General features: G+C 70.2%; 12 protein-coding genes. 4 read left to right on the forward strand and 8 right to left on the reverse strand.

Annotation, left to right across the window (positions count from 1 at the left end; all coding sequences use genetic code 11):
• Positions 1-25 precede the first annotated feature (25 nt).
• On the reverse strand, positions 26-1,402 hold the full coding sequence (locus ABZ833_RS01140) for an FAD-linked oxidase C-terminal domain-containing protein (protein ID WP_361039329.1): 1,377 nt from the start codon (positions 1,400-1,402) through the stop codon (positions 26-28).
• A gap of 140 nt (positions 1,403-1,542) precedes the next feature.
• Between ABZ833_RS01140 and ABZ833_RS01145 the strand changes: the two genes are divergently transcribed.
• Positions 1,543-2,622 carry a polyprenyl synthetase family protein gene (locus tag ABZ833_RS01145; RefSeq protein WP_361039332.1) on the forward strand — a complete coding sequence of 360 codons (1,080 nt, stop codon included), beginning with the start codon at positions 1,543-1,545 and terminating at the stop codon, positions 2,620-2,622.
• A 69-nt stretch (positions 2,623-2,691) separates the two neighbouring features.
• On the opposite strand, the gene ABZ833_RS01150 is transcribed toward ABZ833_RS01145, so the two are convergent.
• Both ABZ833_RS01150 and ABZ833_RS01155 read right to left on the reverse strand, forming a co-directional pair.
• The gene (locus tag ABZ833_RS01150) at positions 2,692-3,534 is read right to left on the reverse strand and encodes a phosphotransferase (protein WP_361039334.1); all 843 of its coding nucleotides are present in this window, start codon (positions 3,532-3,534) and stop codon (positions 2,692-2,694) included.
• Between the two features lie 17 nt (positions 3,535-3,551).
• Positions 3,552-4,397 carry an endonuclease/exonuclease/phosphatase family protein gene (locus tag ABZ833_RS01155; protein ID WP_361039337.1) on the reverse strand — a complete coding sequence of 282 codons (846 nt, stop codon included), beginning with the start codon at positions 4,395-4,397 and terminating at the stop codon, positions 3,552-3,554.
• A gap of 197 nt (positions 4,398-4,594) precedes the next feature.
• Between ABZ833_RS01155 and ABZ833_RS01160 the strand changes: the two genes are divergently transcribed.
• On the forward strand, positions 4,595-5,140 hold the full coding sequence (locus ABZ833_RS01160) for an AAA family ATPase (RefSeq protein WP_361039339.1): 546 nt from the start codon (positions 4,595-4,597) through the stop codon (positions 5,138-5,140).
• A gap of 159 nt (positions 5,141-5,299) precedes the next feature.
• Positions 5,300-5,929 (forward strand): class I SAM-dependent methyltransferase, encoded by a 630-nt coding sequence (locus ABZ833_RS01165; RefSeq protein WP_361039341.1) that lies wholly within the window; start codon positions 5,300-5,302, stop codon positions 5,927-5,929.
• A gap of 33 nt (positions 5,930-5,962) precedes the next feature.
• Here the strand turns inward: ABZ833_RS01165 and ABZ833_RS01170 are convergent, their stop codons facing one another.
• Both ABZ833_RS01170 and ABZ833_RS01175 read right to left on the reverse strand, forming a co-directional pair.
• A complete protein-coding gene (locus tag ABZ833_RS01170) occupies positions 5,963-6,862 on the reverse strand; it encodes a trypsin-like serine protease (protein ID WP_361039344.1) in 900 nt (299 codons plus the stop codon).
• 181 nt (positions 6,863-7,043) lie between these two features.
• On the reverse strand, positions 7,044-8,258 hold the full coding sequence (locus ABZ833_RS01175) for an MFS transporter (RefSeq protein ID WP_361039347.1): 1,215 nt from the start codon (positions 8,256-8,258) through the stop codon (positions 7,044-7,046).
• 54 nt (positions 8,259-8,312) lie between these two features.
• Between ABZ833_RS01175 and ABZ833_RS01180 the strand changes: the two genes are divergently transcribed.
• Positions 8,313-9,056: a helix-turn-helix transcriptional regulator gene (locus ABZ833_RS01180; protein ID WP_361039350.1), complete on the forward strand. Its 744-nt coding sequence runs from the start codon at positions 8,313-8,315 to the stop codon at positions 9,054-9,056.
• A gap of 64 nt (positions 9,057-9,120) precedes the next feature.
• On the opposite strand, the gene ABZ833_RS01185 is transcribed toward ABZ833_RS01180, so the two are convergent.
• From ABZ833_RS01185 to ABZ833_RS01195, 3 genes are all read right to left on the reverse strand, one after another.
• Positions 9,121-9,774, reverse strand: a complete 654-nt coding sequence (locus ABZ833_RS01185; protein ID WP_361041274.1) for a DNA alkylation repair protein — start codon at positions 9,772-9,774, stop codon at positions 9,121-9,123.
• 56 nt (positions 9,775-9,830) lie between these two features.
• Complete coding sequence (locus tag ABZ833_RS01190) at positions 9,831-11,216, reverse strand: SMI1/KNR4 family protein (RefSeq protein ID WP_361039352.1); 1,386 nt, start codon at positions 11,214-11,216, stop codon at positions 9,831-9,833.
• Positions 11,217-11,326: 110 nt separating this feature from the next.
• The gene (locus ABZ833_RS01195; protein WP_361039355.1) at positions 11,327-12,109 is read right to left on the reverse strand and encodes an SDR family oxidoreductase; all 783 of its coding nucleotides are present in this window, start codon (positions 12,107-12,109) and stop codon (positions 11,327-11,329) included.
• Positions 12,110-12,168: the final 59 nt, after the last annotated feature.

Raw genomic sequence — 12,168 nt, forward strand, 5'->3', positions numbered from 1 at the left:
GCTCGGCGGCGCCCCCAGTCGACGCTCAGGACAGCACCTTTCCGGGGTTCAGGACTCCGTACGGATCGAGCGCCTGCTTCACGGACCGTTGCATGGCCATGACCTCCGGCGTGATCTCCGCAGCGAGGCCCGGACGCTTGAGCAGGCCCACCCCGTGCTCTCCTGTGACCGTGCCGCCCAGGGCGATGGCGTCGGCGATGATCTCGGCGAAAGCCTCCTGGGCGCGCGTGCGTGCGGCGTCGTCACCGGGCTGGGTGATCAGCAGCGGGTGCAGGTTGCCGTCACCGGCGTGCGCGATGTTGGCGATGAGGATGTCGTGCCGGGCAGCGGTCTTCTCGATGCGGCCGAGCATCTCCGCGATGCGCTCCTTGGGCACGCAGACGTCCTCGGTCAGGACCGGACCCAGGCGTTCAAGGGCGGGATAGGCGAGCCGGCGGGCCGCGAACAGGGCGTCGGCCTCGTGCTCGTCGGTGGACCGCTCGGCCCAGGACGCGCCGGCCTCCCGGAAGCAGTCGACCATGCGCTCGGCCTGGGCTTCACCGGTCTGGCCCGGCTCGTCGATCCGGCCCAGGAGCACCACGTCCGCGTCGACCGAGAGGCCCATGTTCTTCCACGCGTCGACGGCACGAAGGCAGTGCCGGTCGATCAGTTCCAGCGCCGACGGGGTCAACCCCGCCGCGGCGACGGCCCGTACGGCGGCGCCGGCGTCGACGACGGAATCGAAGTGACCGGCGACCGTGACCGCGGCCGGCGGCAGGGGCCGCAGGCGGACGGTCACCTCCGTGATGATGCCGAGCGTCCCTTCCGAGCCGACGACGAGTCCCGTCAGGTCGTAGCCCGCGACGCCCTTCGCGGTGCGGCGGCCGAGCCGCACGATCTCACCGAGCCCGTTGACCATCTCCAGAGCCAGGACATAGTCACCGGTGACGCCGTACTTGACGCAGCAGACCCCGCCCGCGTTGGTGGCCACGTTGCCGCCGATGGTCGACCACGGGGAGCTGGCGGGGTCGGGCGGATACCAGAGCCCGTGCTCGGCCACCGCAGCCCGCAAGTGGTCGTTGACCACACCGGGTTGGACGACCGCGAGCCGCTCCAGGGGGCTCACCTCGACGATCTGGTCCATGGCCTCGAGCGCCACGACCACGTGCCCGTCCCCGGAGTTGGCACCCCCGGACAGTCCGGTGCCCGCTCCCCGGGCGACGACCGGGGTGCGGTGACGGATACAGGCGCGGACCGTCTCCGCGACATCTTGGGCGGACGTCGCGCGGACGACGGCCGCGGGGCGACCGCTGGGCGCCCATGCGGCCTGGTCACGGCGGAAGGCCTCGACGCTGTCCGGATCGGTGAGCACCCGGTCGGCCGGGATGTGCTCACGGATCTCTCGGACGACCGTGGCGCTCAATGTGTGTCCTCTCGGTGGGGTCGCCCCGAGGCGGGGCCTTCCGGTGGCGTGCGTCCTCAAGGGTGCAGTGACGGGAGCTTCCCCGTCGAATGGCAGGCTGGCCACCAGCACTTCATGAAGGAAGGTCGGCCCGAACGTCTATGAACAGCAGTGCCCTCAGCGCCCTGGAGCGTGCCGCCGGTCACCAGCAGCGGTTCGATGTGTCCTTCGAGAGGTACTTCGCCGAACTCGCCGGTGACCTCAACGGTGCGCAGCTGGGCCGCTTCCCACCCCGATGTCTGGAACTGCTCGCGCAGTTGTCGCTGCGCGGCGGGAAGCGGATCCGGATCGCCCTGCTCTACGAGGCGGCAGGCCTCGTCACCCGGGACGAGGTACCGGGGCTCGCAGAAGCCGCACTGAGTCTTGAGCTGCTCCACAGCCACGCGCTCATCCTCGACGACATCATGGACGACTCACCGATGCGGCGCGGTGGCCCGTCGACGTACTACGCATGCCGCGAGGATCTCCCGAACCACCCGCAGGCCGCCCTGGGCCTGGCCATGATGGCGGGTGACCTCGCCGGGTTCCTCGCCCTGCGTGTGCTGTTCCGGGCCGAGCTGCCGGCCGACCGCAAGCAGGCCATGATCGATGTCCAGCTCGGGGTGACGACCGACACCGTCATCGGCCAGGCCCTCGACCTCGAACGCGACGTGAACTCCTCGGCCGACGAGGAGTTGCTGGAGACGGTGTGCGAGTACAAGACCTCTCGCTACACCATCCTGGCCCCCTTGCGCCTCGGCCTCCTGGCCGCGGGCCAGGACCTGGCGCCACATGAGCAGAGCCTGCGCCGCTATGCCCGGCTGGCCGGCCTCAGCGGCCAGATGCGCGATGACTACCTCGACCTCTTCGGCGACCCCGCCATCACCGGCAAACCCGAGGGCGCCGACCTGCGGGCCGGCCGCCACACCTATCTGACCCGCGAGCTCCTTGCCCTCACGAGCGACGACGATCACGACACCGTCAAGACCGCACTCGGCAACCCCGACTGCACACCACAGACCATCGACCGCATTCGTGACATCGCCCACCGCCACAACGTCCACACCCGCCTGCAGACGGCCATCGACCACCACGCCCAAGCGGCAGCAGCCGAAGCCGGATCCTGGCACCGGCACTGGAACGACGAGGCGGTCACCCTCTTCGAGCAACTGCCCCTATGGGGCGCCCACAGAAATCGATGACAGCTACCCGCTAACCAATGACCGGTGACCGGTGACCGGTGATCCAACAACAGCCCCTCTGCCGCGATTTCAGCCCGGCCCGCAGCGATCGAGCGCAGCACGAACCCGGTCGAGCCCCTCCGCTCTCCAGTGGTCCCGGTCAGGCATCTGGTCGTCCCGGCGCCAGCGCCAGGCCGAGAACAGCGCCCAGTTCACGGCGCGGCACCGGTGAATCAGTTCGTGGTCGGCCCCCGCATAGTGCTTGCCCACCTCTTCGGGCGCATGGGCGAGGTCGAACTCGATCGGCCCACGGCAGCACGTGCCGAGGTCCACGAAGAGCGGCCCTCTGCTCGTGTTGAGGAGGTTGCCCGGATGCGGCTCGCCGTGCAACAGCTGGTCGGCGGCTCTGTCGCTGCTGATCGCGGCACTCAGTCCACTGAGGGTGGCGCTGAGGAACTCCCGCTCAGGACTGGGTAGTTCGGGGGACCGCTCCCGGTCGTTCACCTCCCTCAGTGCCGTGGTGACGCGATCCGTGAAATGCGGTGCGTCCAGATCGATCTGGCGCAGGGCGGCATGGTGCCGCAGGAACGCGTCCGCGTAGTCGGCCGGCGCGATCTCTGATCCCACGGGTTCGTAGTAGGTCCAGAGCGAGATGGCGAAGGCATCGCGCACATGGACTCGGGGCTCGACCCGGGGATCGAGCTCGGCCACCGGGGCGTCGACGTCGGCGAGACGGCGGGCAACCTGTACTTCGAACTCGGAGTCGGCCAGATGCGCCGAAGGCGCGACCCGAGCCAGAACGCCGCAAGGGACCAGGCGCAGCGCGACGCGGTCCGAGTTGTGGACGACGACCACGTCGTCGACCTCAAGGCCGAGCTCCGAAGCGACCGCCCGTGCGACCTCGCCTGCGCGGCGGAGTTCTCCTGGTTCCATGCGGTTCTCCCTCCGGGCTACGCGGGCTTGAGGTCGGCGTGCAGTACGTCATGGTCCGAGTACCGGGTGAGATGCACACCGTGTTCGGTCGGGACGAAGCCTCGCAGGAAGATGTAGTCGAACTTGCTGCGCCAGTCGGTGGTCGGCTCGCACGTACCGGTGCCCGACGGACCGCACTCGGGGTCCACGTCCGTGCCCAGACCCCACATCCTGGTGAGCTCGGGGGCATCCGGCACCGCGTTGAAGTCGCCGAGAACGATCGCGCGGTCGTGCCGGGCGACCGCCGCCACGAGTACGCCGGTCTGTTCCGCGCGGACTGGTTGCTGCTCCCGTTGGGCCAGGTGCGTGTTGAAGACCCGGACGGGCCGGCCGTCCACGAGGGTGGTGACGGCCATGTACCCACGGTCCTCGGATCCGCCGTCGGGGTACTCCACGTTCACATGGTCTGTCATGGGCGCCGCCGAAAGCACAGCCTGGCCAAAGCCCCCCGGGCTCCAGGGCAGTCCTCCACAGCGGCTCCAACTGTGCACAACCGAGCCGTACTCGACGTGGTACTCCAGCCCGTACAAGTACTGCAGATGGTCCCGGATCCTCTCGACGTCACGCACACACGCCTCTTGCAGGCCGACGACCTGGGGCGCGTACGTGGCGATCTCCGCTGCCCGGCCGGCGTTGTACCCACTCGCATTGCAGGGATTGCAGATGTTCCACGTCATGACCCGGTTCGGTACGACATCTTTGGGGGCGCCGGCCGGGAGTGGGTTGGCGATGGGGACACCGTCCGGTGCGCTGGGCCCGACAACCACCATGCAGGCCACAACCATGGCACCCGCGAGCCACCGCGCGCCGGTTCCGCTCACCATCGCCTCCTCGAAGTGGAAACCCACGGCATCACATGAGGTTTCCCTGCACGAGGTTATGGGACGAGTTGTATGTGGCACATCAGGTGCCTGATCCTCGTGGCGCCGACGGGGGCCCGGCCGGCTGGATCCGAGGTGCCCGGCATCAGCGCGAGCTCACCCCAGACGATGCCGGGCACGTCACCGGTAGCGTGCCCCGAATGATCGTGGGAAGTGAAGAGACCCGGCTCGTGATCGTTCGAGGGAACTCGGCGTCGGGCAAGTCCTCGGTGGCAGCGGAGATCCGGGCCAGCTTCGGCCGCGGCCTGGCTCTGGTCGGCCAGGACAACATGAGGCGGACCGTGTTGAGGGAGCGAGATGTGCCTGGCGGCGCCAACATCGGCCTCATCGACATGGTCGTCCGCTACTCGCTGGACGCCGGCTACCACGTGGTGGTCGAGGGCATCCTGTACGCCGACCGATACGGAGACATGCTTGCAGGTCTGCTCGGCGACCACCGCGGAGTATCCAGCTGCTACTACCTCGACATCCCGATCGAGGAGACGGTGACCCGGCACGCCTCGAAGGCCGATCCCGACTATCTGGCCCAGGTCACCGAGCGGGAACTGCGTGACTGGTATCGCGAGCGCGACCTGCTCCCCGATGGCGTCGAGACCGTCATCGGAGCCGACAGCACCCTTGCCGACACGGTCGAGCGCATCATGTGCGACACCGGTCTCGCGGGGTTGGCCGCGCGCGTCGACTGAGGATGCGATCACAGCCTGCCCACACGGGCCTCTCCCTCTCCTCTCACTCCAGACAACTCGCCTTGATGGGAAGCTGCTTGAACGCGGGCGAGGCCTTCGGTGAGGCCGTCGCCCTCCCGCGAGCGGCCGTTCGCGAACCCACCTCCCGAAGGGATCGCCGTGCCGGCAGACACCACCCCGACTCCCCTCCCGTCCACGTACGGCGGCATGAGCCTGCCCGAGCCACCGGAGGCGCCCCAAGACGCCCGCAGCTACTGGGAGCCGATCTGGCAGCAGGGCCGCCGCTACCGGACCATCTGCGAGGCGGAAGCCAAGGCGCTGCGTCTACAGCTCGGTGAAGGCCGCGGCCGACCCGCGCTCGACATCGGCTGCGGAGAGGGCGAACTGACCAGGCGGCTCGCCCAGTTCGGCTACCGGACCACCGGCATCGACTGTGCCCCCACCGCTGTGACCAAAGCCCGCCGGAACCAGCCGGACCTCGACGTCCGCCGCTTCGACTTCGACGCCGACGACCTCACCCGCCTGCCCAGCCCTGCCTTCGCTGTCGTCGCTTGCCGCCTCGTCTACCGCTGGGTGGCCGACAAGCCCGCCTTCCTCTCCCGCGTACGCCATCTGCTGGTGCCCGGCGGCATCTTCTGGGTGGCCACCTCCGTCCACGACCCGGCTCAAGGAACGCCCAGGCCATGGGACATCACTGCCGGCGACGCCGAACTGCTCGCCACCGGCTGGTCGCAGGTCCGTGTCAGCAAGATCGATCCCAGTTTTCACTGCTACTCCCTGCGGCCCTGAATCCCGCGGGCGACCGATGAGGGGCAGGCTGTGTCAGCCTCGCTGGGCCCGGTCGTACACCTTCTTGGCCGTGGCGCCCCACACCTCTCCGTACATCTTGGTCGGCGTCAGGGAGTCCAGCGAGCTGTTGACCGAGACCAAGGTGCCCTTACCTGTGGTGGTGTTGAAGTCGGCCAGCCATGGGCCGCCGCTGGAGCCGCCGCTCATGTCGCAAGGGATGGCCTGTGTGCCGTTCTCCTTCTTCGCCGTGCCGACACAGCGCAGGAGTTCCTCGCCCAGCTGCGGGCGGGTGGCGGAGTAGCCGAAGGAGGAGATGGTGCCGCCGACGGGGCGGTTGAAGGCGACGGCCTGGCCGCCCACGACGTCGGTGAGCTTCTTGCCGTTCTTGTCGCTGTCGACGGTCAGCGCGGACATGTCGTTGGTGGAGTCCGTCTCCCAGGTGCGCGGGGACGCGGCCGAGCGGACCGCGAACGCGCCGTACGGAGCCTTGCCCTTGCTGTAGGCGGGGACGAACACCATGGAGATGTTGGTGTTGCCGGGCGAGGAACCCCGGCGTACGCAGTGGGCCGCGGTCATCACGGCAGAGCGGTTGTCGCTCTTCACGGCGGTGGCCGTGCACCAGGTGTCGGCTCCGTTCGCGTTGACGAAGAACAGCCGCCCCACGGTCTTCAGGGTGGTGCCCCGCCACGGCTTGGCCTTCGGTCCTGTCGGTCCGAGGTCCACGGACTTCCCCACGGCCTTCATGCGGGCGGGCGTCCAGTAGGCGAGGGCTTCCTGGCGTTCCTGCGCGGTGTACTTCAGGACGGAGACCGGGTCGGCCGATGCGGCACTGGCCTGGCCGACCACGGCCGTCGCCGGGATCGGGGCGGCGATGACGAGGGCCGTGCCGGCCACCGCGAGGCCCGCGGCGCGGCCGCGGAGACGCCGGCTCATGGAAGGAGTGAGTGCCCTGGGCATGGTGGATGTCTCCTCAGTAATGGCTGCACACGGTGGAGTTGGGTTTCTCGGTCCGTTCCCCAAGAGAGGAGATCCGTCTGCTCGGTTGGCTGTTCGGTTGGGGCTGTCGACGATCTGTGACACACGGCGAGCGGCGTGCGGGTGCGGCGCGCGGGTGTCAGCCGTGGTCGGGGCCGGCAGGAGAGAGCGCCGCGTCGGCGCCGTCTCCCTGCGCGCGAGCCACATCCGCGCGTTGCGGCACGGTGGGCTCGGGCAGGGTGCGGAACAGCAGCCAGCTCAGTGCGGGCATCAGGACCAGGGGCGCCAGGGCGGTCTTCAGGGACGTCGCGTCGGCGATGCTGCCGATGAGAGGGCTCGCCAGACCGCCGATGCTGACCGTCAGTCCGAGCGTGATCCCGCTGGCGGTCCCGATGCGGGAGGGCAGGTAGTCCTGCCCCAGCGTGACCTGCAGCGAGAACGGGACGTACAGGCCGGCCGAGGTGAGCGCCACGAACAGGTAGAACGCCGGGCCGGGCACGAACACCACACCCGCGACCCATCCGACCGAGAGCAGGTACGACCAGCGGGCAACGGTGACTCGGTCCCAGCGGTCGGCCAGCGCGCCGCCCAGTACGGAGCCCACCGCGCCACCGAGGTAGAGCACGAACAGCGCCGCAGTACCTGCCACCGTGCTGCCGCCCATACGTTCCTTGGCGTACAGGGAGAGGAAGGTGCTCAGGCCGATGAAGACGATCGACCGGCACACCACGGCCAGCGACAGCTTCACGAACGACGCCTTGTCGTCGTCTCCCGCCGGTACCTCCGTACCGGTCCCGGCGGCCTTCTGCCGCTCCATCGCCCGCAGCACGGGCAGGCACAGCACCGCACCGACGAGCGCCGGCAGCACCAGCAGTGGCGTCAGGCGCAGACCTCCCGTGGCAACGACAGCCGCGACCATGAGCGGGGCCACCGCGAAGCCGATGTTGCCGCCGAGCGAGAACCAGCCCATCCCCCTATGGCTGCCCCGGCTAGCAAGCCGGGCGACCCGCGCGGACTCGGGGTGATAGGCGGCCACGCCCACCCCGGACACGGCCACGAACACGAGGGTCAGCGCGTAGGAGCCGCTCACCCCGCTCAGCGCGATGCCCACACCGCCCAGCAGCGTGCTGACCGGGAGCAACCACGGCATCGCCCAGCGGTCGGTGAGCACACCGAACACCGGTTGCGCCACCGACGACAGCAGGGAAGCGGCGAGCACGATGCCCGAGACGGCGGCATAGCTGTAGGCGCGCTCGGCGACGAAGAACGGCACCAGGGACGCGACGGCGCCCTGGTACACGTCGACGCAGGCGTGCCCGGCGGACAACAGGGTGATGGGTGTATTCCTTCGCACCCCGTCATGGTCGACGCCGGGGACCGTGTCGCACTTCCGATAATCTGCCAGACGATGACGAACATCCGCCATGAGCCGGTCGCCCCGACCCGCACCCAGTCGCTGGCGTCCGGCGCCGCGATCGACACCCACCGCCACGACGACCACCAGATCGTCTACGCCGGCCGCGGAGTCCTGGCCGTCACCACCGACGCCGGTTCCTGGGTCGCCCCTGGCACCCGTGCCATCTGGATCCCGGCCGGCACCGTGCACGCCCATCAGGCCCACGGTGAACTCGAACTGCACCTGGTGGGACTTCCTGCGCCCGAGAACCCGCTCGCCCTGGAGACGCCGACCGTCCTCGCGGTGGGCCCGCTGCTGCGCGAACTGATCGTCGCTTACACCCACTCCCCCGGCGACGAAAGCCCCGAACGGGCGCGACTGCGCGCGGTGTTGCTCGACCAACTGCGGGCCTCGCCCCAGGAGCCGCTGCACCTGCCCACCCCGGCCGCGCCCCTGCTGCGGACGCTCTGCGACATCCTGCGCGCCGACCCGGCGGACAGCCGGACCCTCGCCGAACTGGGGCGTGAGGTGGGGGCGAGCGACCGTACCCTGTCCCGGCTGTTCCGCGGCGACCTCGGCATGACGTTCCCGCAGTGGCGCACCCAGTTGCGGCTCCACCGCGCGCTGGTCCTGCTGGCCGAGAACACGCCCGTCACCGCGGTCGCGCATCTGTGTGGCTGGTCGTCCGCCAGCGCGTTCATCGACGTCTTCCGCCGCACCTTCGGCCACACACCGGGCACGCACCCCAAGGGCTGAGCGGCCGCAGACCGGCCGGTCGGCTGCTTTCCCCCCCCCGCCCGCGCCGACGATCTGCCGTCGGTCAGACCACCGTCTTTTCGTGCTTCCGGCGCACCAGTTCGGTGATCCAGGTGGGCGCGAACGGAGACGTACAGCCCGGGGACGTCGGGTAGTCCTTGAGCACCTCCAGACGCTCACCGATGTCGATGGCACGGGCGCGGTGCGCGGCGTGCTCGATCCCGATCTGCGCCAGGCAGTGGTTCATCGCCCACTGGAGGCGATCCGGGGCGTCCTTCATCTCCGCCTCGATGACGCCGAGCAGCCCTGCGAGGTCGAGGCCCTCGGGCTTCTTCGCCACGCGTTCGGTGGTCAGCGCCCAGCCGGCGCTCGCGACCACCGGATCCGGATCGGCGGACCAGGCAAGGCTCAGATCCTCGGCATGCGGGCTCTTCTTCACCACGTAATTCACGAGCCAGTCGTGCACCTTGGGTGTGCGCGCCTGGCGCAGCATGCCGTCCAGCTCGTCACGCCCGAAGGCCTTCGGGCGGCAGATCAGGATCGCGAGCAGTCTCGCCGCGGTGTCCTCCGTCTCCCAGAGCCCGCGCGCGAGTTCCTGCTGCGTCTTCAGCCGCTTCGCGAGCGCGCGCAGCTTGGTGAGGTTCACGCCGTGGTCGTCGCCGTGCCTCTCGTTCACCTCACGTGCCTTCGGGTCCTCGAGTGCGGCCAGCTCGGCCATCACCTCGGCCACCGTCGTCTCGGCCACCTCAGTCTCCTGTCCGTCACGTGCGGGATTCAGCCTACGAGGGAAGCAGGACCGAGGTCGCCTTCGAGGACGGTCCGGATGATCCGGGGCCGGTCCCAGAGGGCGAGGATTTCGTTGGCGACGGGCACGGTGGACAGCGGGTCCGCGTCGCCGTGCACCTTGACGACGGCGGCCGACAGGCTGCGCGGGACGGCTCCCGCGTCAAGGAGGAGGCGCCATTCCTCCGGGCCGAGCGCCAGGAACTCCAGCGTGGTGAGCCCGGCGATCTCCCGGGGGTCGGCGAGCGTGCCGGGGTAGGCGGCGAGGGTCCGCAGCCGGGGCAGCCCGATGACCGGGGCGAGGCTGAGCGGCTCGGCGTCCCATACGCCGATGGACAGGACCTCCAGGCCTGGGTGGGCGGCGGCCTCGACGCTCGGCACGCTGCGGACGTTGACGTGAGCCACGGCCGGCGGCCGGTCTCCGCCCGAGTCACCACTCCGCTCGCTGGGCCGGCCCATCACCAGGTCGGTGAGCGAGTCGGCGACCAGGGACGCACCGATGTGCCCCTCGTGACTGAGGATGATGATCTGCCCGATGTGTCCGCACGGTCCTGGCGTCAGATCGACCGCCAGCCGGTCGCCACCGCCGTTGTCCCCGAAGGCGATCCAGCCGGGCGAGCCGACCAGGCCCTGCACCGCGGCGTCGGGCGCGGTGACCACCGCTTCCATCGCCGCGAACTCCCAAGGGCACGGGCGGGAGGACGCGTCGGCGACGTACAGCTCGTCCAGCGGGAAGAGTTCGCAGCCGACCGCCTCGCAGGCACGTTCCGCGGCCTCGTCGTCGTCCTCCCAGTCCTCCCGGTCGTCCCACCGTGCCCGTGTCACCTGGTAGAGCGCCTTGAGCTCCGCCGGCAGGGCGACGCCGATGCGCGCCTCCGCGGCGGCGATCTCCGCGTGCGTCGCGCCGATGGCGTCGGGCATCCGCTCACGGAGCGTCCGCTCCAGCAATGCCGGATCCGCCGAAGGCGCGGCCACCGCCGCGGGCACCGGATCGGGAACCCGGCGCCAGGGCTGCGGAACGGCGCCCTCGACCAGGAGGAGCGCCGGGTGCGGGGTGCCGCTGTCGGACTCCACGGCAGGGCTGGCCCCACGAAGGCGGAGCGTGCTCTTGCCGTCCGGCGACATCTTCGCCGTGAACCAGACGTCCTCGACACCGGCGGCCACGAGCGCCTCACGCACCCGCTCCACCGCCTCCGTCTCGCCCCGCGTGTCCTCTCGCCGCAGGGGCAGATTCCAGCTCCCCCGACCGATCCGTCCCCCCACGCGGATGGCCGGGACAGCCTCCTCCTCCGCCCGGCCGTCCCGCAGAAGCCGCAGCACGGGCTCCCAGGTCGCGAAGTCGAGCACCGAGGGCAAAGAAGAAGGCTGATCAACCATGCGCAGACCGTACGCGGAGCCACTGACAACGCGGGCAGCCCAGCCGCACACCCCTGCGGGCCGCCAAGTGCCGTTCGTACAGGCGGAGGTGCTGGGATCCTCCGGTGGATTCAGCGCTGGCGCACGGGTCGTACGACGATCTCGTTCACGTCAATGTCGGACGGCTGCGCGAGGGCGTACGAGACGGCTCCGGCGATGGCGTCGGGCCCCATCGCGTGGGCCCGGTAGCCGCGCATGGCCTCGGCAGCGCTGACGTCGGTGATGGTGTCGGCGAGCTCGGACTCGACCACTCCGGGCGAGACGGTCGTGACCCGGATCGAGGGGTCGGACTCCTGGCGCAGCCCCTCGGTGATCGCCCAGGCCGCGTACTTCGTGGCGCAGTACACGGCGGCAGTGGGCACGACCTCATGGGCGCCGATGCTCGCGACCGTGACGAAGTGTCCCGCGCCCTGCGCGGTGAAGACGGGCAGGGCCGCGGCGACCGCGTGGAGCAGACCGCGGACGTTCACGTCGATCATCCGGTCCCACTCGTCCACGAGCAGGGAGTCCAGCCGCGACAGCGGCATGACCCCGGCGTTGGCGACGAGGACGTCGACGCGTCCATGACGCTCGCGGGCGTCCTGGACGAAGGCCGCGACGTCCGCGCGGTCCGTCACGTCCAGCTGTACGGGGTGCAGGCTGCCCCCGGAGCGGGCGGCCGCCTCGGCCGTGCTCTCCGCCAGGGCCCGCAGACGGTCGGTGCGGCGCGCGCCGGCCACCACCCGGTGTCCCTCCTCCACGAGTCGCGCGGCGACGGCCGCGCCGATGCCGCTGCTGGCGCCGGTGACGAGGACGACCTTGCGGCCGGCCGACGCGGCGTTGTCCGGTGCTTGTTCTGCTTGCTGTGTGGTCATGGACTTGAGCCTGGCCCGGCTGCGGGGCACGCGGGAGAGGCGGCATCCTCCTGGGTGCA

Origin of the sequence: Streptomyces sp. NPDC047525 (genome assembly GCF_040643025.1) — a bacterium.
GTDB classification, from domain to species: Bacteria; Actinomycetota; Actinomycetes; order Streptomycetales; family Streptomycetaceae; genus Streptomyces; species Streptomyces durmitorensis.

Excerpts from the sequence above, each read along its gene's own strand:
- ABZ833_RS01145 (WP_361039332.1), top strand. The coding sequence starts at position 1,543 with ATGAACAGCAGTGCCCTCAGCGCCCTGGAGCGTGCCGCCGGTCACCAG.
- ABZ833_RS01150 (WP_361039334.1), bottom strand. The coding sequence starts at position 3,534 with ATGGAACCAGGAGAACTCCGCCGCGCAGGCGAGGTCGCACGGGCGGTC.
- ABZ833_RS01155 (WP_361039337.1), bottom strand. The coding sequence starts at position 4,397 with ATGGTGAGCGGAACCGGCGCGCGGTGGCTCGCGGGTGCCATGGTTGTG.
- ABZ833_RS01160 (WP_361039339.1), top strand. The coding sequence starts at position 4,595 with ATGATCGTGGGAAGTGAAGAGACCCGGCTCGTGATCGTTCGAGGGAAC.
- ABZ833_RS01170 (WP_361039344.1), bottom strand. The coding sequence starts at position 6,862 with ATGAGCCGGCGTCTCCGCGGCCGCGCCGCGGGCCTCGCGGTGGCCGGC.
- ABZ833_RS01180 (WP_361039350.1), top strand. The coding sequence starts at position 8,313 with ATGACGAACATCCGCCATGAGCCGGTCGCCCCGACCCGCACCCAGTCG.
- ABZ833_RS01185 (WP_361041274.1), bottom strand. The coding sequence starts at position 9,774 with ATGGCCGAGCTGGCCGCACTCGAGGACCCGAAGGCACGTGAGGTGAAC.
- ABZ833_RS01190 (WP_361039352.1), bottom strand. The coding sequence starts at position 11,216 with ATGGTTGATCAGCCTTCTTCTTTGCCCTCGGTGCTCGACTTCGCGACC.
- ABZ833_RS01195 (WP_361039355.1), bottom strand. The coding sequence starts at position 12,109 with ATGACCACACAGCAAGCAGAACAAGCACCGGACAACGCCGCGTCGGCC.